The sequence below is a fragment of the Streptococcus sanguinis genome (assembly GCF_050222175.1).
GTDB lineage: Bacteria > Bacillota > Bacilli > Lactobacillales > Streptococcaceae > Streptococcus > Streptococcus sanguinis_M.
In genome coordinates this window covers 216,374-239,532 of record NZ_CP071420.1, presented here as the reverse complement: position 1 = coordinate 239,532, position 23,159 = coordinate 216,374, and the positions used below count along the sequence as shown (strand labels likewise).

24 protein-coding genes and 2 pseudogenes are annotated in these 23,159 nt (G+C 40.9%); 5 read left to right on the top strand and 21 right to left on the bottom strand.

The window, feature by feature from the left end; genetic code table 11:
- Window positions 1-74: 74 nt before the first annotated feature.
- Together J1C91_RS01290 and J1C91_RS01285 are read right to left on the bottom strand one after the other, a co-directional pair.
- Complete coding sequence (locus tag J1C91_RS01290) at window positions 75-1,304, bottom strand: hypothetical protein (protein ID WP_125438864.1); 1,230 nt, start codon at window positions 1,302-1,304, stop codon at window positions 75-77.
- A 130-nt stretch (window positions 1,305-1,434) separates the two neighbouring features.
- Window positions 1,435-2,517 carry an ArsR/SmtB family transcription factor gene (locus J1C91_RS01285; RefSeq protein WP_125438866.1) on the bottom strand — a complete coding sequence of 361 codons (1,083 nt, stop codon included), beginning with the start codon at window positions 2,515-2,517 and terminating at the stop codon, window positions 1,435-1,437.
- 205 nt (window positions 2,518-2,722) lie between these two features.
- Here J1C91_RS01285 and J1C91_RS01280 point away from each other — a divergent pair, with 205 nt between their 5' ends.
- The 3 genes from J1C91_RS01280 to J1C91_RS01270 are packed head-to-tail and all read left to right on the top strand — an operon-like array spanning window position 2,723 to window position 4,841.
- A complete protein-coding gene (locus J1C91_RS01280) occupies window positions 2,723-3,199 on the top strand; it encodes a DUF2975 domain-containing protein (protein ID WP_125438868.1) in 477 nt (158 codons plus the stop codon).
- 8 nt (window positions 3,200-3,207) lie between these two features.
- Entirely contained in the window at window positions 3,208-3,423 is a 216-nt protein-coding gene (locus tag J1C91_RS01275) for a helix-turn-helix domain-containing protein (RefSeq protein WP_002893895.1), read from the top strand.
- A gap of 2 nt (window positions 3,424-3,425) precedes the next feature.
- Complete coding sequence (locus J1C91_RS01270; RefSeq protein WP_125340301.1) at window positions 3,426-4,841, top strand: DUF4153 domain-containing protein; 1,416 nt, start codon at window positions 3,426-3,428, stop codon at window positions 4,839-4,841.
- Window positions 4,842-5,109: 268 nt separating this feature from the next.
- On the opposite strand, the gene rpmH is transcribed toward J1C91_RS01270, so the two are convergent.
- Window positions 5,110-5,244 (bottom strand): 50S ribosomal protein L34, encoded by a 135-nt coding sequence (gene rpmH, locus J1C91_RS01265; protein ID WP_002893904.1) that lies wholly within the window; start codon window positions 5,242-5,244, stop codon window positions 5,110-5,112.
- A gap of 138 nt (window positions 5,245-5,382) precedes the next feature.
- On the bottom strand, window positions 5,383-6,015 hold the full coding sequence (locus J1C91_RS01260) for a hypothetical protein (protein ID WP_002926193.1): 633 nt from the start codon (window positions 6,013-6,015) through the stop codon (window positions 5,383-5,385).
- Window positions 6,016-6,167: 152 nt separating this feature from the next.
- Here J1C91_RS01260 and J1C91_RS01255 point away from each other — a divergent pair, with 152 nt between their 5' ends.
- Complete coding sequence (locus J1C91_RS01255) at window positions 6,168-6,305, top strand: class III lanthipeptide (protein ID WP_197709054.1); 138 nt, start codon at window positions 6,168-6,170, stop codon at window positions 6,303-6,305.
- Window positions 6,306-6,576: 271 nt separating this feature from the next.
- Here the strand turns inward: J1C91_RS01255 and J1C91_RS01250 are convergent, their stop codons facing one another.
- From J1C91_RS01250 to J1C91_RS01180, 15 genes and pseudogenes are all read right to left on the bottom strand, one after another.
- The gene (locus tag J1C91_RS01250; protein WP_125445696.1) at window positions 6,577-7,029 is read right to left on the bottom strand and encodes a hypothetical protein; all 453 of its coding nucleotides are present in this window, start codon (window positions 7,027-7,029) and stop codon (window positions 6,577-6,579) included.
- A gap of 4 nt (window positions 7,030-7,033) precedes the next feature.
- A complete protein-coding gene (locus J1C91_RS01245) occupies window positions 7,034-7,243 on the bottom strand; it encodes a helix-turn-helix domain-containing protein (RefSeq protein WP_032908247.1) in 210 nt (69 codons plus the stop codon).
- Window positions 7,244-7,247: 4 nt separating this feature from the next.
- The gene (locus J1C91_RS01240; protein WP_002906198.1) at window positions 7,248-7,769 is read right to left on the bottom strand and encodes a DUF2975 domain-containing protein; all 522 of its coding nucleotides are present in this window, start codon (window positions 7,767-7,769) and stop codon (window positions 7,248-7,250) included.
- 165 nt (window positions 7,770-7,934) lie between these two features.
- A pseudogene (locus J1C91_RS01235) lies at window positions 7,935-8,309 on the bottom strand (transposase); the annotation flags it as partial.
- 128 nt (window positions 8,310-8,437) lie between these two features.
- Window positions 8,438-9,463, bottom strand: a complete 1,026-nt coding sequence (gene jag, locus J1C91_RS01230; protein WP_002908633.1) for an RNA-binding cell elongation regulator Jag/EloR — start codon at window positions 9,461-9,463, stop codon at window positions 8,438-8,440.
- Window positions 9,464-9,484: 21 nt separating this feature from the next.
- The gene (locus J1C91_RS01225; RefSeq protein WP_002926201.1) at window positions 9,485-10,300 is read right to left on the bottom strand and encodes a membrane protein insertase YidC; all 816 of its coding nucleotides are present in this window, start codon (window positions 10,298-10,300) and stop codon (window positions 9,485-9,487) included.
- Window positions 10,284-10,643, bottom strand: coding sequence for a ribonuclease P protein component (rnpA, locus tag J1C91_RS01220; protein ID WP_002907899.1), 360 nt, complete (start codon window positions 10,641-10,643; stop codon window positions 10,284-10,286). The genes J1C91_RS01225 and rnpA overlap by 17 nt, the downstream gene beginning before the upstream one ends.
- Before the next feature lie 147 nt (window positions 10,644-10,790).
- The gene (gene argH, locus J1C91_RS01215; protein ID WP_002908629.1) at window positions 10,791-12,176 is read right to left on the bottom strand and encodes an argininosuccinate lyase; all 1,386 of its coding nucleotides are present in this window, start codon (window positions 12,174-12,176) and stop codon (window positions 10,791-10,793) included.
- A gap of 14 nt (window positions 12,177-12,190) precedes the next feature.
- Window positions 12,191-13,390 carry an argininosuccinate synthase gene (locus tag J1C91_RS01210; protein ID WP_002908627.1) on the bottom strand — a complete coding sequence of 400 codons (1,200 nt, stop codon included), beginning with the start codon at window positions 13,388-13,390 and terminating at the stop codon, window positions 12,191-12,193.
- Window positions 13,391-13,566: 176 nt separating this feature from the next.
- A pseudogene (locus tag J1C91_RS01205) lies at window positions 13,567-14,202 on the bottom strand (DUF6287 domain-containing protein).
- A gap of 88 nt (window positions 14,203-14,290) precedes the next feature.
- Window positions 14,291-15,748, bottom strand: a complete 1,458-nt coding sequence (gltX, locus tag J1C91_RS01200) for a glutamate--tRNA ligase (protein WP_002908621.1) — start codon at window positions 15,746-15,748, stop codon at window positions 14,291-14,293.
- Window positions 15,749-15,854: 106 nt separating this feature from the next.
- Window positions 15,855-16,634: an alpha/beta hydrolase gene (locus J1C91_RS01195; RefSeq protein ID WP_002908619.1), complete on the bottom strand. Its 780-nt coding sequence runs from the start codon at window positions 16,632-16,634 to the stop codon at window positions 15,855-15,857.
- A gap of 73 nt (window positions 16,635-16,707) precedes the next feature.
- Window positions 16,708-18,375 (bottom strand): ribonuclease J, encoded by a 1,668-nt coding sequence (locus J1C91_RS01190; protein WP_002908617.1) that lies wholly within the window; start codon window positions 18,373-18,375, stop codon window positions 16,708-16,710.
- A 648-nt stretch (window positions 18,376-19,023) separates the two neighbouring features.
- Entirely contained in the window at window positions 19,024-19,164 is a 141-nt protein-coding gene (locus tag J1C91_RS01185) for a hypothetical protein (protein ID WP_172633372.1), read from the bottom strand.
- 21 nt (window positions 19,165-19,185) lie between these two features.
- Entirely contained in the window at window positions 19,186-19,887 is a 702-nt protein-coding gene (locus J1C91_RS01180; protein WP_002908613.1) for a hypothetical protein, read from the bottom strand.
- A gap of 1,213 nt (window positions 19,888-21,100) precedes the next feature.
- On the opposite strand from J1C91_RS01180, the gene J1C91_RS01175 reads away from it, so the two are divergent.
- Entirely contained in the window at window positions 21,101-22,159 is a 1,059-nt protein-coding gene (locus J1C91_RS01175) for a TIGR00341 family protein (RefSeq protein WP_002908611.1), read from the top strand.
- 112 nt (window positions 22,160-22,271) lie between these two features.
- Here J1C91_RS01175 and J1C91_RS01170 read toward each other — a convergent pair whose 3' ends face one another.
- Together J1C91_RS01170 and J1C91_RS01165 are read right to left on the bottom strand one after the other, a co-directional pair.
- On the bottom strand, window positions 22,272-22,475 hold the full coding sequence (locus J1C91_RS01170; RefSeq protein WP_002908609.1) for a CsbD family protein: 204 nt from the start codon (window positions 22,473-22,475) through the stop codon (window positions 22,272-22,274).
- Between the two features lie 76 nt (window positions 22,476-22,551).
- Entirely contained in the window at window positions 22,552-23,142 is a 591-nt protein-coding gene (locus J1C91_RS01165; RefSeq protein WP_002908608.1) for an Asp23/Gls24 family envelope stress response protein, read from the bottom strand.
- Window positions 23,143-23,159: the final 17 nt, after the last annotated feature.

Sequence of the window (23,159 nt, the reverse complement as noted above, 5' to 3'; positions counted from 1 at the left end):
ACCAAAAATGACCTGAAAAATCAGAAGTCTCTTCAAAGCAGATAAAATAAGATAGCTGCCATTCAACAGCTATCCTAATTTGGCTTCAAGTTCTCCATTGGAATAATCAAGTAGAAAGACAGTGCCAGCATTAACACAAGCGGGAGGAGAATATAAATAATCCCCAAACTGCTGGCAAGAGCTATTAACAGCATGGATAAAACACTCGGAACAGCCATGCTAAATAGATTAATAGCCGACTGGATAGCTCCCATGGACTCTTCTGGTATTAGGCTGAATACAGATTTCTGCAATCTTGGACTCAGCAGACCGACTGTCACTGAGCAAGCAAAGCTCGCTATCAGGATAAGTAAAAAGTTTTGCCAGAAAAAACCGCAAAGAATAAAACCCTCAAACACTTGGCTTGCATACATAGCAAGCTTAGTCGAAAAGTTTTTCAGCAAACTGCCACTCAAAATGTTCCCTAAAATCAGACCAGCGGAACTTAGAATAATTAACACGGCAATGGACTGACCAATCTGCAGATTCCAAAAAGGCCTTTTCAGCAATAAAAGAGTCGCTACTGGCGTCAGAATATTCAGAGTGACCTGCCCAAAGGTTGAAACCAATAACAACCTCACAACATTTCTCAATCCCAGCAAGACTTTAAGAGAATCCAATAAATGCTGCCAATAATTTTCTCTATTTAGCTCCTTGGCACTGCTGAGCTCCGGTTCTAAGTCCTGTAAGCTTTTACTAATATGCCAAAACCCAAGGTAAGCTAGCAAGAATGTCAGAGCATTTAGTCCTGCCAAAGCTCCAATACTCATCCAAGCGATGAGAAAACCACCAGCTAGATTCCCCAAAATATGAACCAGACTCATACTAGCCTGCCGAAAGCCCATAGCAGAGGTCATATCTTGCTCAATCACCTTTACATAAACTGGGGTCAGCATGGCGCCTGAAAAATAACTCAGACTATCCGACAGAAAGTTAATCAAGCAAATCACAAGCAGAATCAAGAAGGAGAAATCTTGTCCAAGCAGCAAAAACGTTACCAAGCTATATAACACGACCTTACTAAACTGTATAAGCAGGCATTTATGGATACGATTCTTCTGAAAGTCCGCCGCAACTCCAGTAAAAACCTGAATTAACTGAGGTAGCGTTTCGGAAAGAGAAATCAATAAAACCGCAAGTGGAGCAAAGGAATATGCGGAGACATAGTTCATCAAAGCCAAATAAAAAACAATGTCCCCAAAACCTGAAATCCATTGATTAATGAGCAACTGACGAAAATTTTTGTTTTTTGCAAAAACAATCATACGACATCTCCTTTACTCTTGTTAGATTTTTGTTTAACAAATCATAACAATAAATTAGGTGATTGTCAAATTTTTATTAGATTATTATTTTACAAAATAAAGACCTAGAATGAATCTAGGTCTTCTTAAACTATTTTAGGTCCTGTTTGAACTTCTCTATAATCTTTTGAATCAGTTCTTTATTGACCGTGTATTTAACCGAATCATCATCCACCGCAAGCTCCAGCAAGCCAGAATTTAGCAGCTTCTGCGTATGGAATGAGATAGAGGCTCTTGTAAGCCCCAGTTTTTTAGCTATATCTTTATTCTTGGCATGTGGCTGAATCAATTCAATCAATACTTTATAGCGGGTTTCATCTCCAAGAGTTTTTAAGGTCATAGCCAATGTTTCATCGTTAAGCTCCGATTCCGCCTTTGATAACTGGGAACTTCTCGTCGAAAGGACTAAGGAATAGGGGGTGAAATCAGGAACCTTTTCGAGAAAAGAGTCAATAAACATAGGTGACAGAACAAAGACTTGCGTGTCCTTTTCAAGGAGCTTGGCATTCTGCTCTTCATCATCCATCACATCTGATAGGCTAAATTCTTGTTCAAAATCTAAAACTTCCTGCTCAAACTGCTCATAAATAGGCTGATAGAGCTCGAACACTCTTTCCAGCAAGGAAACTAATTGGTCCCGAAGCTTCTCTGGATGCTGAATAGCTTGGTACCAGTACCATTTATTTTCCGGAGACTTGTCACTATTCTCTATAAAAGCCAGCAGATCTTCAGGATGTCCCTTGGTAACTTCCCCTTTAGAAAGCTTAAGTGATAAGCAATAGATGATTTGCTCTGCGTCTAGTTTTTTCAGACATTCTAACAAGTCATGCGGATTGGCCGGATCTTCTCCTTTTTCTAGCAAGTAGAGGTAAAGGAGCGGAGCCAGTCCCACCGTAGCTCCTTCAAACAAACTAACCGCAATAAGCTCGTTTTTCAAAGGAAGTAAAGCCTGATAGAGCATATCATAGTGCGGCTGTACATCAAGAAGCAGCTCCTTTTGATTCTGCCGTAAATCCTTCCACATATGTTTATCATCCCTTGAAACGATGGCAGGCACCATGAGAAATTCATATAACTTACTACGATAGTGAACAAGCTTTACACCCACAGATTCTTCCCTCCTTACACATACTCCGCTTCTGACCAGAAAGAGTATACAATTCCTGTTTTTCATTATACCAAAAATCAGGCGAAATATTCATCGTCTTCTGCTCTGTTCATCTCCTGACAAGAAATCCATCTCTGTAAAATAAGAAATTTTTAGAAACTATCATCTAGTCCTTAAGACTGATTTTATCTTTTTTCGATATTTTCTTATTGATTATCGATAATATTCGTGTTATAGTTACTAAGAAATGAAACGTTAGTCGGAGGAAATTATGACAGACAAAATGAAAAAGACTGCTGAAGATATGAGCATTACTCTTACAAAAATCAGTATCAGCCTTTTATTTATTGCTTCCATTATCCTGATAGCCCTAGGACCTTGGGTCGTCAACCTAGTTATCGAATTTCCCTCTCCTTTCTTTCAAGGGGAGACGCGCTTTTGGATCTTGCTGCTGTTTGGCTATGTCCTAGGCTGCCTGGCTCTGGCCTGCATTGTCCATCTCTATCGACTCCTAAGCCGCATTGGTAAAAATCAGGTTTTTATCACACAAAATGTTCAGTACATGCGCTATCTTGGCTGGGAAGTGAGCACTGTTGCTCTTATCTCCCTCTTTATGGGACTGACAGCCTATTTGCCCATGCTCTTAGTCACTGTTTCCTGTAGCATCTTGACTCTGATTATCCGTGTCATCCGCAATGCCTTTGGCAAGGCCATTGAGCTACAGGATCAAGTGGACTACACCATTTAGGAGGTCTTATGATTCAGATAAATTTAGACCTTGTCATGGCGCAAAAGCGCATCAGTGCTGGCCGTTTAGCAGAGTTGATTGACCTAACTCCAGCCAATCTATCTATCCTAAAAAATAATCGAGCCAAGGCAGTCCGTTTTTCAACACTCAACGCTCTCTGCCGTGAATTAGACTGCCAGCCTGGCGATATTTTGGAATATATCCCTGATGAGGAGGAGAAATAATTATGGAATACCCAGCACAAGATCAGATGAATATCCAGCCTTGTCTGCCCGCAGAGGAAGAAAGAAAGACCATCTTCGCAGGCCTAGAGGACAAGCAACTGCGATTCTTTAAAATCAGCTATCTAATCCTCTATCTTTTAACCTACTTTTACTCTGCAGTATTTTTTAATTATCAAACTGCATCCTTTTTCCCTTTTGCAATCGGCCTTATATTATTAAGCGAGGCCTTAATCAGGAAATTAGCCTATCCATCTCTGCAGATAAAAAATCTTGACAGCAGATTAGAGGCTAGAAGCTTTCTGATCATGACGCTAGCTCAAGCTCTGGCTTTAAGTCTCTGGGGGCTTTATCGTCAGCTAGAATTTTTCCAATTTCTAGCCATCCACATCTCATTCGCCTTCTATATTCTGTCTCGCACCGGCTGGTTAAGCCAGGGGCGTTTGGGGATCCTGGTCTGGTTTGATGCCATTCAAGCCTTCTGCATCCTGCCCTTTAAAAATTTCATTGCTGCTATTCTAGTCTTTATAGAAGGCAAGCAGCATGACTCTTCTGACAGCTCTGACAGTCTGTCTTCAAAGAAAGCCCAACAGCTCGCGATTATTATAAGCAGCTTCTTTGTCGCGGGAATCTTGGTATACTTTGTCTGGTCCCAGCTGAGTCAGGTTTCAGACAGCTTTGCCTCTTTCTTCAGCAATACCGCTGATTTCATTGAGAATCTATTCGACTCCCTCTTTTCAAGTCTTGATAGCAGCACGATTCTCTTCAAGGCCTGCCTGGCTTTCCCTATCAGTTTGTACTTGTATGGCCTCCTGGCTGGCAGTCTGTTAGGCAAAAAAGATACTAAACTTAGCTACAAAAAATTTCAAGCAAGTATCCGCCCTTTGCGAGTAGCACCCGCTTTCGCAGCCTACATTATCATCGGCAGCCTCTGCCTGACCTATGCACTCTTCTTCCTGACAGGTTTGGGTGAGCTCGGTCAACTCCTAAGCGCTGGAACAGTAGCTCAGACTATTTCTCCTCAGAATGCTTCGACTGTTGCCGTAGCTGGCTTCTGGCAGCTGGTTCGGGTGTCTATCCTTAACTTTGCAGTCCTAGGAGTCTTCTATCTGATTGCCAAAAAACCGCTCTGGGATCAGAAAGGGACGCGATTCGCAGCTACTATTCTCTTTATCTTTACTGGTCTGCTGGCCTTGCTAGCCGGCTGGAAATTATTTGGCATCTACATCTACCTTTACGGACCAACACCGCTGCGCTTGATTTCAGCATGGTTTATCCTAGTTCTCTTGGTTTGGTGCCTACTGACCTTGATTCGTTTCTATAAACCTATCCAAGCTATTCGCATCGGTATCTTTTACGCTCTGATTAGCTTTACCTTGCTCTGTTATCTTTATCCAATGCTTTTACCAGTGGCAAAATAAGCAACTGTACTTAACTATACACAAAAAACCAGAAAGTAGATTATGAACCGCACCCCAAAAGTTAGACACAAAAAATCTAACTTTTGGGGTGTTTTTTAAATGAAATTAACTTATGAGGACAAAGTTCAAATCTATAACTCAGAAAAAAAGGACAAAACTGCTACCACTTATCAAGTACTGAACTTTGTTCTATAAAGTCCTCTCGTTAAAAGCGCAAAAAAAACCAGCGGTCTCGAGTCTCCGCTGGTTTCTTGATAAATCGTTTGGATTAAGCAGCCAAAACTTTGCGTCCTTTACGACGGCGAGCTGCCAATACACGACGACCGTTTTTAGTTGACATACGGTGGCGGAAACCATGTTTACGCGCACGACGGATTTTACTTGGTTGATAAGTACGTTTCACGATGAATACCTCCTCTTAGATTCTTGTATTCGTTTAGCCGGCTAGTTGTGATCAGTTACTAAACATACTTTACTATTCTATATGATTCCGAGGCTTTTGTCAATACTTACTTAAATAACTTTCTCTTTGTAAACGTAATCATAAAGCCCGAGTCGCTTCATAAAAGGGAATCAAGGCTGTCATGGCCTCCTGCAGCTGAGACAGCACCTGCTCTCTTGAAGCAGCCTGAGAAAGGGGAACATCGTATTTGACCAAGACCTTACGAACTTGACCGGCTGCCAGCTGCTGATTAAGTAACTGGCGATTTTCCTCTGTGCCTTCAAAGCGCTGACTCACACCATCTATCTGAGCAAAATAGTAAGCTGGCGGCTGAATAGGCAGCTCCAAGACCCGATTTTGCTTGCTGAGGCTATGCTCATCTTTCTTGCGCTCCATGAAGCTCACCTCCAGCGACACTCCGAAATCTTCTGCACTTCCATACAAGCGCAGGGCGAACATTGGCTCAGTAATTTCTCCATAGCCTTTAAGATAATTCCAAAAATGGGGTCGTAGTATCTGCGCTTGATTCATCCACTGGCTGGTTCGCTCCAAGGTCAGCTTAGGATAGAGGCTCTGAAAATCCTTGACCAAGTCTGCAAACTCCTTTCGTGCCGCCTGCCCCTTAGCTCTCAACTCCAACATAGACTCACGCAGCTGCCCTGCCTTGTCTGGAGAGATATACTTAGCCCCTTGATGAGGCAGATAAGTTTCAATAGCTGGAAAAAGTGACATAAAAAATCCTTTCTATATGATAAATTGCAATAAAAAGTGCAACAAATCTAAAATTCATCCATAGCCATGCTAGTTGGTTTATTTGTTAGGTAGTTTCCTAGTGTAGTGGGTTTACTTCTCATTTTCAATCTTCTTATAAATAGGAGGAAGCAATGAAGAAAATATTATCCTTACAAACTATGCTTTCTACTGAACAAATAAAATTCTGCAGCGCATCTAATATTAGCGTGATGTGTAAAAAGCATAGTTCTATTAGCTTGTTTTTATGTGTGAAAACAATAAATAAATAAAAGACTGTGTTAACAAACTCTATATTCGTTATTTATTATAATGGTTTGAATTTCAGGCTCTCAACTACTCTGAGCAATTAGTTAGGTCATAGTGGTAGGAGGGCCTTTTATTATTCTCCACTTGTCATTTTAAGTTTGACAATTTCATTAACCCCAGAAAGCCATAGGTCGCGATTTTTGTTTATCCAAAACCCTGTCGATAAGATAAAGTCCCGATAAATTAATCTTTACGGGACTTCATAAGAAATGAGATCAAATAATTAAACTGCTACTAACTATTATTTCCCCTCAGAACCAATAAAATCTTACCTGTATAATCTGAGGAAATCTTCAATGAATTAATCGACTCAACTTTTATCTGTTTTATTGCAAAATATGTTTTACCATGATAACGAATATTAAAATCATGATAAGAACCTTTTTCTACAGATTTAAAAGGGTTATTATTAAAACTAAAGTCTGTTTTCCTAATTGTTTCAATGTTTTCTTTTGTGCTCATCACATAAACATATCCAGAAAAATTACTACTTATAGCCAACTCATCCCCAATCTTTTGCTCAGATACTTGAGTTATTCCTAGATCCTCAATATCTTCTTTGGGGGTCTCTTGATTGATTTCTGATTTAATATCTTGCACGGTATCGTTAGCGCCGAAATCACATGATACAAGTATGAATGAAGCGATTAGACAAATCATACCTAAAAATATACTTTGTTTTCTCATTATCTTAACTCCTTTTGTATTCAAATATATCACCAGGTTGACAATCAAGCTCTCTGCAAATATTTAATAATGTAGCAAATCGTACCCCCTTAGCTTTTCCCGTTTTTAATATTGATAAATTCGCTTCTGTAATATTGATTCTATTTGCCAATTCTTTAGAAGTGATATTCCTAGATTTAATTATTTTATCTAAATTTATCTTAATTTCTTCCATCTCATCAAATAATCTCCTCATTTTCTTTCTGTATATAATATCCTTTTTTAAACACTATAATTAAAAAATAATTTAATGCCAAAAATAAAATATTAATCAAGTAATTTTTTATTGAAAAATCAAACAAGCTACTTACATTATCTATATTCAAAATATTAATAACTAGATTAATTAATAACTGTAAAATTGTTGAACTAATTAAAAATAGAAAGGATTGTTTTAGATATTTTAAATTTTTAATTTTAAAATACTTATCGTTGCTAAACTCTAACAATAACCTACTCCATATCCCTAATAATTTTATAAATATAAAGCATATAACTATTGCCATTATAAGAATTAATAAGGGATAAATAATTGGTGCTTCAATTATGAAATCCCCATAGTCAAATATAAAATTCCCCTGACTATTCTGCCCTCCAAAGAAAATTCCCGCTACTCCTACTAACAATAGAAAAATAAGCAGAAAAATTAGGTACCGTGCAAAAGATAGAATAACTCCAATTTTCGTTAAAAGTTTATCCATATGTATACCTCCTTCTAATTATCGTATTAGAATAATTCTCTTTTCAAGATTATTCTAATACGATAATTATTCTTTGTCAATAGTTTTGCCAATTAATCTCAATTACTTAACACATATGAAGCTCACAATCACCTTAAAAAAAGTGATACTACTAAAATAAAAAATACCTTTTCGTCTTAACGTCTCTACACTAACTTCGAGTTGGCCATTATATATCGTTTTAAACGATACGATTGGCTTATTTTCGTACTGATAACGCCCATGAATCTGCTCGGGTGACCAAGATGCTTTTAAATGACGTTCTATATCTTTCTTCATCTGTGAAGTACATGCAGTTTTCCTTCCCTTAAGTCTAGATAATTCCTCATATTGCCTTTGTGCTTCTTCGGCAGAATATTTATTTGGACACCGTTTGATTTCTCGGCTAATTGATGAACGGTGAAAACCTAACTTAGTTGCAATATAGGACAGATTAAAACCTGCTTCAAGATATGCTTCTATCTTTAGCCGATCAATTATGGTAATATGTAAGTAGCCCATAGGATCTCCTTGTGTCTGTTTGTGTGGTTACTTACAGTTTACACGATTTGAGAACCTATGGGTTTTTTGTTGCACTATATTTTACAATTTATCATATACAAAAACCAGCATCTCTGCTGGCTTTCTTTTTATTCGCTGTCAATATCCACAACGACATAGCGGTTTGGCTCGTCGCCTTCGGAATAGCTAGTCACGCCATCGATGCGAGAGATGATGCGGTGGATAATTTTGCGCTCGCTGTTAGACATAGGGTCTGTGTGCTGACCGCGTCGGTCTTCCAAAGCCCGCTGAGCCAGTTTCTGCGCATAGCTTTGCAACACTTCTGCTCGATGCTCAACATAGTCATTGACATTAATGGAAATATAGAAGCTCTTAGAATATTGGTTATAAAGATAGTTTTGCGCCAATAGCTGCAGAGCTTTCAAGACTTTTCCATGGTAGCCAATCACGCGCCCCGGTTCATTGGTATCAATCTGCATGTTAATGGTACGGCGGTTGTGGCTGCTGGAAATGCCCGCTTCAACATCCATCTCATCAACAATTTTCTGAACATAGTTCGTTACGTTGTCAACCACTTCTTCAATATCGTAGTCTGCTTCGACTTGGATGCCTAAATCAGCAAAAGAGCTTTCTTCTGTTTCTGTCGGCTCAGCCTTGTCTTTAGCCGCTTGTTCAAAAGAGATAACCTTGCTATCGTCCGCTTCTGCTTGAGCAACTGCCTCATCAATAGCTTGATTGGTCTTGAGAAGATCAATAGTGCCAGTCTCTTCTAAAATCGTATTGGCTTGCTTGTCATTTTTGAGAATTTCAGCCTTGACCTCATCTGAGATAACTTCACCTTCTCCTTCGACCTTCTTGATGGCAGCTACCACACGGCCCAAATCAACCGTTGCTTCACTGACAGACTGCACAGGCTCATTCTGAGCATTAATCTCTTCGGGAACACCTTTTACAGCCTTTTGATTGGCCTTGACAACTGTCGTCTCAGCAATCGGCTCTACATCCACCTGAGCTGGCTTCTTGCCAAATAAGCCTAAAAAGCCTTTTTTCTCACGTGAAATAACAGTGATATGCGCTCTCATCCGTGGAATATCTAACGTTTTCAAACCATTTTGAATGGCTTCTTCAACACTTGCTCCTGTAAAAATAACCATTGCAAGAGTCCTCCTTCTTACTTACTTTTTCTTTTTCTGTGCTTTTTTCAGGGCACGTTTCTTTTTCTGTTCCAATTGACGCTCTGATCGTTCCTTAGCTTCCCGCTCGGCGATGATTTTAAAAGGATTGCTCAGCAGCAAGGTCTGAACCACCTGATAAGCATTTGAGACCGCCCAGTAGAGGGCTACCCCACTCGCTGCATAGAAGGCAAAAAAGAAAATCGCAACTGGCAACAGGTACATCATGACTGTCATCCCGCCATTTCTCTCAGGCAAGGCCTTGTTTGAAAGCCACGTACTGAGGAAAGTGAAGAGAGCCGCCAACAACGGAAGAATAAAGGTAGGATCTGTTGCTCCTAGATTGAGCCAGAGGAAGTGACCTGTCTTCATAAAATCAACCCGAGTCAGGGCTTGAAACAGAGCCAAGAGCACTGGCATCTGGATAAAGAGCGGAATGAATGAGGCATAAGGATTGACACCCTTTTCTTTGTAGAGCTTTTGAGTTTCCTCAGCCAAGGCTGTTCTGCTCTCCATATCCTTACCAGGATACTTTTCCTGCAGGCGCTTGATATGCGGCTGTACTTCCTGCAGCTTACGCGAAGAAGTCGTCTGAAATTGGAAGACCGGCAGGAGAACCGTCCGGATAATCAAGGTAAAGAGAATAATCCCAATCCCCTTGCTTCCACCAAAGGATAGAAAACGAATGGTGTCCGCAAAGAAATAGACCAGCTTCTCCCAAAAGCCATGTGAATCGGCCGTTACTTGACTGGTTCCGCAGGCTGTGAGAAAGAGCAGCGAGGCAACCAGCAAAATCCCTAATTTACTTTTCTGTTTCACAAATGAATCCTTCCTGATAAAGTTTAGCAATTTTTAACACATGCAATAAATTTTGTTCAACTTGGTGGTAGTCCAACTCTTCCACTCCTTTGCGAGCGATAACTACGAAGTCCGCCTGGACTAACTGTTTCTGATGCTGCATCAAGACATGGCGGATTTTTCTTTTAATACGATTCCGAACTACTGCATTCCCCAGCTTTTTACTGACCGAAATTCCTACCCGAAAATGCTTTTGCTCTTTTTCTAACATGTAAACGACAAATTTTCGATTAGCAAAACTCTGTCCGCTTTTAAAAATCGCATTAAAATCTTTTTCGCTCTTGACGCGATAGTTTTTTCTCAAAACTCAACTCCATCCACCAAAATTATATCTATTATACCATATTTTTCGAAAATGCCAATAAGTCCTGCTATGACGCTGTTTTTGCAAATATTTAAAAGGTCGATTCACTTAAAAAACACCGCAATTCCTTGCGATGTTCCCTATATCTTATTCCTTTTCCAGCTGTTTCTTCGCTCTTTCCAACTCCTGACGGATCTGCGAAAATCCAGTTCCGCCAAGGGAATCCCGCTTTTGTACAGCGGTCTGTGACTCAAGCGCTTGATAAATATCTTCCTCAATCAGCGACGACACTTCCTGATAGCGGCTCAGCGGGATATCCTGTAGATAATAGCCCGACTTGCTGCATTCCAGCACCAACTTTCCGACAATCTCATGTGCTTCCCGGAAAGGCAGTCCTTTCTTGGCCAGATAATCAGCCAATTCTGTCGCATTAGAGAAGTCTTGCTGGGTTGAAACCAGCATTTTTTCTTTGTTTACTGTCATACTAGACAGCATACCCGCCATAATATCCAGCGATTTTTGGATGGTATCTACTGTATCAAACATGCCTTCCTTGTCTTCCTGCAGGTCCTTATTATAGGCCAAGGGCAGGGATTTCATAACCGTCAGAAGGCTGAAGAGATGACCATAGACCCGACCACTCTTGCCCCGAATCAGCTCCGCCATGTCCGGATTTTTCTTTTGCGGCATAATGGATGATCCAGTACTAAAGGTATCTGATAAGCTGACAAAGCCATATTCATAGCTGCACCAGTTAATCAGCTCCTCGCAGAGACGAGACAGATGCATGATGAGAATGCTGCTGTTAGATAGAAATTCCAAGATAAAGTCTCGATCACTTACCGCATCCAAGGAATTGTGGTAAATACCTTTGAAGCCCAATAAATCAGCCGTCAGCTCTCGATCAATCGGAAACGTTGTCCCCGCCAGAGCCGCTGCCCCCAAAGGAGACAAATCCGTATGCTCCAGATTAAAGGCAAGGCGCTGACTATCCCGGCTGAACATCTGATAATAGGCCAGTAGATGATGGGCAAAGCTAATCGGCTGGGCATGCTGCAGATGGGTATAGCCTGGCATGATAGTCTCTACATGCTCCTCAGCCAAGTCCAGCAGCACCTGACGCAGATTCAAGAGTTTATCCGCAATCTGACCGAGCTGATCTTTGAGATAAAGGTGCATATCTGTCGCCACCTGGTCATTACGAGAGCGAGCCGTATGGAGCTTACCAGCTACTGGCCCAATCTCCTCGGTCAGAAGAGCCTCCATATTCATATGAATATCTTCATTACGCACATCAAACTCAATCTCTCCAGCCTCATAACGTGCCAGCAGCTTTTCCAATCCTGCCTGAATAGCAGCCGCTTCCTCTGGAGCAATGATTCCTGTCTGCCCCAGCATTTTGACATGGGCTAGGCTGCCCTGCAGATCATAAGGAGCCAGACGATAGTCAAAGCCAATGCTAGCGCCAAACTCTTCTACCCATCCCTCCAGAGAGGCTTCAAAACGTCCGCCCCACAGTTTATGATTCGCCATAGGAAAGCCCCTTTCTATTCGTCCTTGTGAGCCTGAACCTCTGCGTGAACCTTAGATGGAAGCCCCCATAGCTTGATAAAGCCAATCGCGGCATCCTGGTCAAAGGTATCTGCACTGGTATAGGTAGCCAGACTTTCCTCGTAGAGAGAATTGTCAGACTTACGCGCTACGACTGTCGCAGAGCCCTTATAAAGCTTCACCTTAGCTGTACCATTGACCACCTGCTGGGTGGACTTAAGGTAGGCAATCAGGGCTTCTGTCGCTGGATTAAACCAGAGGCCATTGTAGATGAGATTGGATAGCTCATTTTCGATAATCGGCTTAAAATGAGCCAGTTCTCTGACTAGAGTCAGATCCTCGATTTCCTTGTGGGCAGCTAAGAGAGTCACCGCCCCAGGGCATTCATAGATTTCCCGGGACTTAATCCCCACCAGACGGTTTTCCACATGATCAATCCGCCCAACACCGTGTTGTCCTGCCAAGTCATTTAGCTCAAGGATTAAGTCCGCAAGCTTCATCTTTTTGCCATCTAAAGCAACTGGCACACCCGCCTCAAAGTCAATATTTACATAGACTGGGCTGTCTGGCGCTGCTTCTGGTGCAACTGTCAAATCATAGGCGTCTTCAGGTGCTTCATTCCAAGGATTTTCTAATACTCCGCACTCATTGGCCCGCCCCCAAAGGTTTTGGTCAACTGAGTAGGGGCTGTCCAGATCTGCTGGAATTGGCACACCATTAGCTTTAGCGTAATTAATCTCTTCTTCCCGAGACCATTTCCACTCCCGAACCGGAGCAATCACCTTGAAGCTGGGATCCAAGGAGGCGATAGCCACTTCAAAACGTACCTGATCGTTTCCTTTTCCCGTACAGCCATGGGCAATGGTTGTCGCCCCCGTCTTGTGAGCAATTTCAACCAATTTCTTAGAAATCAAAGGTCGACTCAGAGCGGACACTAGAGGATATTTTCGTTCGTAGAAGGTGTGTCCTTGCAGAGCAACCAAGACGTAGTCTTCCGCAAACTCGTCTTTAACATCAATAACATGTGATTCGATAGCGCCAACTTTCAGCGCCTTATCATGAATGAAATCCAAATCATTTCCTTCACCTACGTCCATACAGACTGCGATCACATCATAATCCTTGTTCAGCCAAGTAATGGCCACCGAAGTGTCCAAGCCGCCGGAATATGCTAAAATGACTTTCTCTTTAACCATGCGATTACCTCTATCCTTCTACATTTTATTTTTAAACATTCTACTGTATGAAAATGCGAATGTCAAGAGGAAATTTAATATTTATTAAAATAAAAGCGTTTTATCAATTTTTATTCAAAATCAATATATTATATACTGGACTCAAAATAAGAAAAAAAAGAGTCTGTCAAGACTCCTTATTTTACACGGTAAAAAACATCGGGATGTTCGGAAACGCTTTGAGTAATGATAAAGCGATCTTGACTGGTATCAGTCGGATCCGTCCCATTGACAGTCTCCCCAGCTGGCAGACTCTTTCCTGCTGGGATTATAAGAAAGGCAGCACCGGTTTGGTTTTTCCAACGAATCCCTGCTCGGTAAATCCCATTTTCATCTGGCCCAGAGTAATCTCCTGTCTCAAGCTTGGCAACATCTGACTCAATACCTGATGCATCAAATGTATAACTGTTCCCTTTGGCATCCTGCCAAGTACCAATCATGCTGGAAAAATCTCAAGAATCAATAGCCTTCATATCCAAACTAGAAGTTGATGCCGTCTCTTTCTTTCCTTTACTAGTTTCCTTGTCAGATTTTTCAGCTTCAGTTTCTGAATTCTTCTGAGAGCCAGCATCAGAAGCTGCTTGACTATCTGCGTCGCCAGAAAGTTCGCTCGAACTGGCCCCTCTTTCAGACTTTTTAGAAGATGCAGAACTATTCGAACTTACTTTAGAATTGTTGGAAGCAGGATTCGTCTGCTCTTTCTTTTGGTTACAGGTTACTAGTACGAGTAAGGCTACCATTCCTCCAATCAAGATGATGATCCATTTTTTCATTTTCTCTCCTTAAGGTATTTTCTTATTACAATTGTGACATAAAAACAAAAATTTGCAAAGTAAAAACCAGCTTGAAAGCTGGTTTATCTTATTGAATTTGATTCAGCATGTTTTCGATATGCTGGATAGATTTTTCGCGGCCTAATAGATAAATGGTATCTGGCAGCTCTGGTCCATGCATTTCACCCGAAACGGCAATCCGAATCGGCATAAAGAGGTTTTTGCCCTTGATTCCTGTCTCTTTTTGGACAGCTTTGATTTGCGGGAAGATATTCTCCGTCACAAAATCTGCGTCAGACATGGCTTCTAGCTTTTCTTTGAAAGCTGTCAACACGGTCGGTACCGTTTCACCAGCCATGACCTCACGCTCCGCATCTGTCAACTCTGGGAAGTCCGCAAAGAAGAGGTCTGTCAGCGGCACGATTTCGTCTACAGACTTCATTTGTGGTTTGTAGAGCTCCACAAGCTTTTCTGCCTTATCTGTCAAACGGCCCGCTTCTTCCAAGTACGGCTTAGCCAGAGCGAAGATTGTGTCAAAATCTGCATTCTTGATGTATTCGTTGTTCATCCAGTCCAGTTTCTTCTGGTCAAAGGCAGCTGGGGACTTGCTGAGACGTTTTTCATCAAAGAGCTCAATCAACTCTTGGCGAGAGAAAATCTCATGCTCGCCACCAGGATTCCAGCCCAGCAGTGCAATAAAGTTAAAGACTGCTTCTGGCAGGTAGCCTTTCTTGCGATAATCCTCAATAAACTGCAAGGTATTGGTATCGCGCTTGGACAGTTTCTTGCCTGTTTCAGAGTTGATAATCAGGGTCATGTGCCCAAATTCTGGAGCTTCCCAGCCCAGAGCTTCATAAACCATGAGTTGCTTAGGTGTATTAGCAATGTGGTCATCTCCCCGAATAACGTGTGAAATTTCCATCAGATGGTCATCAATAACCACAGCAAAGTTGTAAGTTGGGTAACCGTCTTTCTTCTGGATAACCCAGTCGCCACCGATATTGCCGCCTTCAAACTCAATGTCACCCTTGACCATGTCCGTCCACTTGTAGACACCAGCTTCATTGACAGCCAGACGAACCGTCGGAATGATGCCCGCTGCTTCGCGCTTAGCGATATAGGCTGCCTTCTCGTCCTCTGACATGCCTAGAAACTCATTGATATAACGCGGTGTTTCACCAGCTGCTTCCTGACGTTCGCGTTCAGCCGCTAATTCTTCCTCAGTCACATAGGACTTGTAAGCCAAGCCCTTGTCCAAGAGTTCATTGACGTATTTTTGGTAAATATCCAAGCGCTCAGACTGGCGGTAGTTTTCGTGAGTCTCAGGACTTTCATCCCAGTCAATACCCAGCCAGCGTAAGTTTTCAAGCTGTGAGCGTTCTCCGTCTTCTACATGGCGCTTGCGGTCTGTATCCTCAATACGGATAATGAAGGTCCCACCATGATGACGAGCATAGAGGTAGTTAAAGAGCGCAGTCCGCGCATTTCCGATGTGTAAAAGTCCAGTCGGACTTGGTGCATAACGCACTCGAATCGCTTTTGTCAAAGTTCCATTCTCCTATTTGTGTTTCGGGGAATTATTCCCACTCCGATTTTCAAACGTAATCATTATATCATACTCTGAAGGCATAATACGACATTACAGTCTATTTTTACGACAGGCGCTCTTCCAGCTGGAAGTCAATAGGAAGCCAGGCCAGCACATTCTCCAACTGCTTTTCCCAGTAATACCACTCATGCTTACCTGGACTGTGGCTGTAAGTAATATCCAAGCCTAAGTCTTGCAGGTTTTTCACCGTCTCCTGATTAGCCTTGTAGAGAAAGTCTTCTTCACCACACCAAGCCCAAAGCTTAGTCTTTTTATCAGATTGCTTGGCTATGCTCTCCAGCGAATGAGGGCTGCTGGTCCAGTCTTTATAGTCTCCAAAAACTCCTCGCCAATAGGCTGGCGTTGCCATCTCAGCATTATCTGGACGAGCATCAAGAAAACTCAAAGCACCAGAAAGACTTGCTGCACATGAAAAACGGTTAGACTTGAGAGCCAGCTTAAAGGCTCCGTATCCACCCATGGAAAGACCAGCGATAAAATTCTTCTCCCGCTTATCCGACATATTTGGGAAAAAGCGCTTGAGCACCCGAGGCAGCTCCTCAGCAATGGCTTCGTAATAGTTAAAACCGTACTGAGTATCGGTGTACCAGCCGTTGCTGGTATTAGGCATGACAACAATCAAGTTGGTCGAGCGAACCAGACGCTCAATATTCGAGCGCTTGAGCCAGCTATTGTGATTCCCGTTCATACCATGAAGCAGATACAAAACAGGAATGTCCTTATCATCCGGATTGTCTACGCGAGCTGCATCCGGATAGAGGACATTAACGCCCCATTCCATCTCCAAAGCTTCAGAATAATACTCTATTTTCATCACTGCCATTCGCATTTCTCCTTCTATCTTTCTGACAAGAAAAAGCCGAAGCCCGACTTTTCTTGTATTTGTGTTGAGATTTTTACCGCACTTCCATAACGACCGGCAAAATAGCTGGGCGACGCTTGGTTTGGTCAAAGAGATATTTGGCCAGACTGTCACGGACAGCACCCTTCAGCTCACCCCAGTCAAAGCTATCCTGCGCCAGATAGTCTTCCACGGTTTTATTGATAATGTCAGAGCTTTCACGCAAAATATCTCTGCTCTTCTTGACATAGACAAATCCACGGGTGTGCACTTTAGCCTTGGAAATGATTTTCTTTTCCTTACGGTTAACTGTGAGTGCCACGATGAAAATACCATCTTCAGACAAGACCTTGCGGTCGCGCAGGACGATATTGCCTACATCACCAATGGCATTTCCGTCAATCATGACATCTCCAGCTGATACTGCACCAGCCGGCACAAAATCACCATGGTCGTATTCCATGATACTGCCACGCTTAGGAATAAAGATATTTTCCGGCAGCATGCCAACTTCCATGGCAGCCTTAGCATGAGCATCCAATCCGCGGTACTCACCCTGAATAGGGAAAAGGTACTTAGGCTGCAGCAGGTTAATCATGAGCTGCAAATCACGCGCATTTGCGTGACCCGAAACCCGCAGGTTTTGGGTAATCAGCTTGACAATGCCACCCGCTTGATAAATCATATTTTCCACGCGAGCCACGACCGCTTCCTTGGCAATAGACGGCGTCGTTACGATGTAAATCAAATCGCCTTCCTTGATTTCCACATAGCGGTGGCGGCCGATCGACATCTTACGCAAACCATTGATAGGCTCACCCATCCGGCCAGTCTCCAAGATAATCAGCTCATGGTCTTCAAACTTAGACATTTCCTTAGGCTTGATCAAAAGGCGTTCGTCCACCAAGGACAGCTTCTTGAGACGGATAGCCGTACGAACGATGTTTTCAATATCAAAGCCTGTCAAAACCACTCGGCGGCCAGTCTCAGCAGCTGCATCAAAGACCTGCTGGATACGAGACAAATTGCTAGCAACCGCCGCCACAATCACACGGCCATCCCAGTCAGCAATCGTATCTTCGATTTCCTTGCCAACCTCGCTCTCACTCGCCACTTGAACGCTACTGTCCGCATTGGCTGAATCACTGAGCAAGGCCAGAACACCTTCGCGACCAATTTCAGCTAAACGGCCAAAGTCTGTCGCGTAGGAGGGGCTTGCAGACTGGTCAAACTTGAAGTCACCTGTATAAACGATGCTGCCTTTTCTGGTCTTGATGACAATTCCCAAACTCTCAGGAATCGAGTGGGTCGTCCGGAAGAAGGAAACCACTGTTTTGCCAAATTCAATCTCAGTATTTTCATCAATCACATGGAAATCATTGAACTTCTTAACTGCATCGTTATTTTTAACAAAAAGCTTAGCCAGCTCAATCGTCAACTCTGATCCGAAAACCGGCACCTTCGCATCTGCTAAAAGATTAGGCAGAGCACCAATCGCATCTGCGTGCCCGTGCGTCAGAAAGACACCCGCAATCCGCTCCTTGTTTTCAAACAAATAGTCCATGTTGGGAACGACATAATCCACACCCAACTGCTCATTTTCTGGGTACTTCAGCCCAACATCCAATACAAAAATGGAATCATCCACTTCGGCAACGTAGAGGTTTTTACCATTTTCACGTACGCCGCCCAAAGCAATCAGTTTAATATTGCTCTTGCTCATTTTTTCTCCTATTCAATTTTCAGAACCTCACTTTTATCAAAGATTCTTTATTTTATTACTAACGGTCCTTGGCTAGCCAAGTCGAATTACAGTCTTGCAAACCTAAGGTTCGCATATCTAACCTATTATAGCATTTTTTCAGCTTTTTTCAAAACAAAGAAAAATTGTTTTTCCATTGTCACTTAGAATGGAGCTATTTTTCTAACCACGAAAAACACACCGACAGCAAAAAAAGAAACAGCCGCAAACTGTCCCTTTTTAGGGTTAGGCTTTGCCAGTCAGATTAAAACGGACAAAATAAACCATTATCGCAGCTGTAACCAAGAAAGCCAGCCCGACCGTTGCCAGAGCATGAGCAGAAAAGAACAGCAGGCTAGCTATCAAGCTTAGAATCGGAAGCGCTACCTCTATAAGCAGAAACCTCATTGAAAATCTACGTTCTAGCTTATTACAAGTAGTGTAGGGCAGAAGGACAGACAGGGGGGAGAAATTTTCATTACCGAAATGCTCGGAAAGCCCAATCAACTTCTACCCAAAAGTGATAATGTCCAAAAGAAACAGCCGCTCAATCAAATGAGGAAAATCGATAGGGCTGAGATCAACCGAGACAAAACTGTGATTGGGATTACTGAGAAAGCCGGGCAGGATTTAGGTCGTCAAAATTCCAATCACTGCTACCCAAAGACCGATATGGCAAGGAAAGATCAGAGGCAGAAAGAGGCAGGCCGTACAAATGACATAGTCGGATTCATAGTCAAACAGTTGGTGGCGGCATTTTTCTTTTTTCATATTCATACTCTTTCATAAATCCTAAAAACGATTCACCCATATAGCCAAGCGCTGGTAGAAAAAGAGCCAGCAGTCTGCAAGAAAATTAAGGCCCAGCACAATGTAGAGGCCGCGAAGATTTTCCTTAGCATAGACCGCGCTAGCGTAAATCAGTTCCTGACCACCTAAGTGATAATTCAACAAGTCCATCTCTTCTAAATAAATAAGCTTACTCCAAAATTCACTGCCTAGATAAATTAACAGAATATAATTTGCTACTCTGATTACTGGATACAGATATGATGCCAAATAGTAATGTGCATGCTTTTGAAGATGCCAGCGTCTCAGCCATTCTCGTCTATCAAGCTGAGGTCCTGCAAGAATAAAAGTGAGGACGGCCGCTGTCTCTACAACATCTTTGAAGGGATAGAAGCTCCATTTGAGAATAGGCTCAAAAGAATCAATACCTGTAATCCCGTAGCTTTTAATCACTAAACTATCCAAGAATTGATAATTGAAGATAATGAATAACATTAAAAATAATATTAAAAACAAGAAAAAGAAATAACCTTTTTTCCACCTTAAAAATATTTTATACTTCCGACTCCTCCGAATCATCTGCAGCTTGAAATTGGGATTATTCGGTATATTCTCCGCAATAGGCTCACCGCAGGCCGGGCAGATGACATAGTCGGTCTCATAGTCAAACAGCTGGTGCCGACATTTTTCTTTTTTCAGCTTCATTTTCTCTTTACCTTTCCAAAAACCCGAATATCAAGCTGTATGATATTCGGGTTTCTCACCTTTTATTGGCTCACTTGGTCTTGCAAATTGCTTATCACCAGTCAACACCATAGTATCGGAGCATCCGTTTGCTGACCCGCATGCCATTGTACTGAATCAGCGAAATCCAGCGGTATTTGTCAATCAAATCTTTAGACACCATTCTGCCACTATTCCGCAAAGACAATCTGACTTGGCAAGACACTGTTCAAAGAGAAAAACAGAAGCAAAAGATACACTTGAACTTTTCTTATAATCGGCATAATCATACCCTCCTAACTGCTAATTGTTTTCCAATCATCATCCCTAATATAAATATACAATGAAAACCCTTTCCCGTCAACGGTATCTTATACTTGCAAAGTACAAGAAAACAGGCCCCAGAGGGCTCTCACCCCAGATACACGGCATGCCAATCGTAGCAAAAAAACGACCTCTAGCTTTACTCGGCTAGAGGTCTGGTTTACTTCGCTGGTATGAGAGCAATCAGTTCATCCAAGGTGTAACTGAATAACAATTTTCTATTTATTGTTTTTATTATTTTTTATAAACTTTTAATTCCTTCAACCGCTAATGATTTTCTTTTTATCTTAGCATTGGAAATCTCTATAACATAATAAAGCACTATTGATTGAATTCTCGAAGTTTGAAAACCATCTAAAAGCTTCTACTTTCTATACTATCGTTATAATCAGGCAAGCTAAGCAGGCCTGTCTGACAATTCAACCAATATGTCAAGTAAAGCAACTACTTATGTATTACAAACAACTATACCAACAAAGTAAACTTAAAAGCGAATGAATTTGGCTTCCTTTCTTTCTATTTCCTTAACTCTATTATAGTACTCTATTTAGATTTTTGCAAGCGTTTACACACTAAAAATACAAAAATATTTTAAGATTTTCGAAAAAGTACTTACACAAAGAAAAAAGGCCGTGACAAACTAATGCTGTTTTGTTATTTGGTTAATAATTCAGTATATGTTGCTTTTTTAATCCAGCAAGAATGTTAAGAAACCTCTTCTCAGAAATTAGATTCTAATCGTAATATTTTTATGTTAAAATAAATAACGGTTATATACCTCTTCCGGTATTTTATTTGGAATATTACTTATTTCATTCATTGCTTTGCATGAATTTATAATTTAGAGGACTTTAATAAGGGGAATACTATTATGAGAAAAATTTTAAAAGAGGATAAACTTTATTCTTTAGCTGAATTTAGAGATAGGCTCTACGATGATTTAGATTTATCAAGAAGCGATTTAGCTACCTTGTTATGTGCAATGTTGATTGCATCTATTGGCTTAAACATGGATTCCACTCCAGTTATCATTGGGGCAATGTTGATTTCTCCATTAATGACACCTATTATTGGAATTGGTTTTTCATTAGCAATACTAGATATGAAACTGCTCAGAAAGTCGTTTAAAATTCTTTCTATTCAAGTTTTGTTAAGCCTCTTAGCATCTACGGTTTATTTTTTTATTTCTCCAATTTCTTATGCAAGTTCAGAAATTATTGCCAGAACTTCACCAACAATTTGGGATGTAGTTATAGCTTTTGTGGGTGGGGTAGCTGGAGTTATTGGAGCACGTAAAAAAGAAGCAAATAACATTGTACCTGGAGTAGCTATCGCAACAGCTCTTATGCCCCCAGTATGTACTGTCGGCTATGCTATAGCAACGGGAAACTTTGAGTTTATGTTAGGAGCATCCTACTTATTTTTCATTAACTGTAGTTTTATTATGCTTGCTACATACATAGGGACGAGCTTAACTATGGTGAAAAATCATTACATTAAACACAATCAAGAAGCCTATAAAATGCGAAAAATATTAATTCTAGTTTCGCTTATTCTTATTATTCCAAGTTTGGTTTCAGCGACTACCTTAGTGAGAGAGACCTTAATCAATGAATCTATAAATAAATTCTTATCTGATCAATTTAAAGAGAACACGATTCTAAAAAAGAACTATGATAAGGAAGATAATACTTTAAAGTTAACTATTTCAGGAAACTATCTTTCAGATGAGGAATTGAAAGAAATTCTTAGTAAACAAAACGATTATGGTTTGAAAAATATTTCAATTCAAATTTCACAATTATCCAATGATCGATTGACCGAAAAAGACATCGTCGAGTATATTATTCAATATAAAAATGACCATGAACTTCAAAAAATTGATAAGGAGAAAGAGAAGAAAGAAACTCCAACTAAAAACAAGGAATAGGAACAATTTTCCTAGCCAAATATACAAAAAAGAGAGAACAAGCTTAAATGTTCTCTCTTTTTAGTTACTATAGTTAACAAAGACTTTTTATAAGGAAAATCAACTATTGGTTTTATTTTTCGTCTTTTTTAACCATATTTTTAACGCCTTCGATTGCGCCTTCAACAGCATCTTTGGCATCTACTGCAACTTCTTTAACTTTAGAAACTACTTTTTCAGCAGCTCCTTCTTTTTCTGTTTTTTTATCACCAGTTAATTTGCCTAGGCCTTCTTTAACAGAACCTTTAGCTTGGTTGAATTTTTCTTCTGTAGACATAATTGATACCTCCGTTATTAGTTTCAATTTTTAAAGCAATGAAAGAATATAAGAATTCCTAATCTCAGCTAGAGAATTAACGAACGCGAGCTTTTTCATTTGATGCAGCGTCTTTAACAGCCTCTACACCATCGCCAACTTTTTCTTGAACAGCTGAGAAACCACCGCTAATGCCAGATTTTGCTTTTTCGAATTGCTCTGAAGCAAATTCACCTGTTGATTCAGCAACATCTGTCACTCGGTCTTGAAGGCTTACTGAATCCGCTTCGTGTTGTTCTTTTGTTTTAATATCAACAACATTGACATTTACTTCAACAACTTCCAAATCAGTCATCTTAGAAACTTCTTCTGCAACGACTTTCTTGATTTCTTTGTATAAAGTAGGAACATTCTTTTGATATTCTGCAACCACATTCAAGTCAACAGCTACTTGTTCTTTACCAACTTCAACATTGACACCATGAGTGACATTGTCAGAGTTGACCAATTTATCTTTTATGTTAGAGAAGAAGCCACCGTCAACAGCCAGCAAACCTGAAACTTTCTCTAAAGAGAGACCGATAATTTTTTGAATGACCTTATCATCGTAAGTCAATTCACCTTTTACTTCATGAGCTGCTTGAGCAACTTCTTTTTTAGCAACATCTTTAACATCTTTATTTGACATGTTAAACTCCTTTATTC

What these genes read in the sequence shown, in the direction of transcription:
- argH (WP_002908629.1), bottom strand. Translation starts at nt 12,176, where the DNA reads ATGGCGAATCATAAACTGTGGGGCGGACGTTTTGAAGCCTCTCTGGAG.
- J1C91_RS01190 (WP_002908617.1), bottom strand. Translation starts at nt 18,375, where the DNA reads ATGAGCAAGAGCAATATTAAACTGATTGCTTTGGGCGGCGTACGTGAA.
- J1C91_RS01210 (WP_002908627.1), bottom strand. Translation starts at nt 13,390, where the DNA reads ATGGTTAAAGAGAAAGTCATTTTAGCATATTCCGGCGGCTTGGACACT.
- J1C91_RS01290 (WP_125438864.1), bottom strand. Translation starts at nt 1,304, where the DNA reads ATGATTGTTTTTGCAAAAAACAAAAATTTTCGTCAGTTGCTCATTAAT.
- J1C91_RS01170 (WP_002908609.1), bottom strand. Translation starts at nt 22,475, where the DNA reads ATGTCTACAGAAGAAAAATTCAACCAAGCTAAAGGTTCTGTTAAAGAA.
- J1C91_RS01255 (WP_197709054.1), top strand. Translation starts at nt 6,168, where the DNA reads ATGAAGAAAATATTATCCTTACAAACTATGCTTTCTACTGAACAAATA.
- J1C91_RS01165 (WP_002908608.1), bottom strand. Translation starts at nt 23,142, where the DNA reads ATGTCAAATAAAGATGTTAAAGATGTTGCTAAAAAAGAAGTTGCTCAA.
- J1C91_RS01245 (WP_032908247.1), bottom strand. Translation starts at nt 7,243, where the DNA reads ATGGAAGAAATTAAGATAAATTTAGATAAAATAATTAAATCTAGGAAT.
- J1C91_RS01195 (WP_002908619.1), bottom strand. Translation starts at nt 16,634, where the DNA reads ATGGCAGTGATGAAAATAGAGTATTATTCTGAAGCTTTGGAGATGGAA.
- J1C91_RS01250 (WP_125445696.1), bottom strand. Translation starts at nt 7,029, where the DNA reads ATGAGAAAACAAAGTATATTTTTAGGTATGATTTGTCTAATCGCTTCA.
- J1C91_RS01175 (WP_002908611.1), top strand. Translation starts at nt 21,101, where the DNA reads ATGAGAAAAATTTTAAAAGAGGATAAACTTTATTCTTTAGCTGAATTT.
- J1C91_RS01270 (WP_125340301.1), top strand. Translation starts at nt 3,426, where the DNA reads ATGGAATACCCAGCACAAGATCAGATGAATATCCAGCCTTGTCTGCCC.
- J1C91_RS01240 (WP_002906198.1), bottom strand. Translation starts at nt 7,769, where the DNA reads ATGGATAAACTTTTAACGAAAATTGGAGTTATTCTATCTTTTGCACGG.
- J1C91_RS01260 (WP_002926193.1), bottom strand. Translation starts at nt 6,015, where the DNA reads ATGTCACTTTTTCCAGCTATTGAAACTTATCTGCCTCATCAAGGGGCT.
- J1C91_RS01280 (WP_125438868.1), top strand. Translation starts at nt 2,723, where the DNA reads ATGACAGACAAAATGAAAAAGACTGCTGAAGATATGAGCATTACTCTT.
- J1C91_RS01180 (WP_002908613.1), bottom strand. Translation starts at nt 19,887, where the DNA reads ATGAAGCTGAAAAAAGAAAAATGTCGGCACCAGCTGTTTGACTATGAG.
- J1C91_RS01185 (WP_172633372.1), bottom strand. Translation starts at nt 19,164, where the DNA reads ATGAAAAAAGAAAAATGCCGCCACCAACTGTTTGACTATGAATCCGAC.
- jag (WP_002908633.1), bottom strand. Translation starts at nt 9,463, where the DNA reads ATGGTTATTTTTACAGGAGCAAGTGTTGAAGAAGCCATTCAAAATGGT.
- J1C91_RS01275 (WP_002893895.1), top strand. Translation starts at nt 3,208, where the DNA reads ATGATTCAGATAAATTTAGACCTTGTCATGGCGCAAAAGCGCATCAGT.
- J1C91_RS01285 (WP_125438866.1), bottom strand. Translation starts at nt 2,517, where the DNA reads ATGAAAAACAGGAATTGTATACTCTTTCTGGTCAGAAGCGGAGTATGT.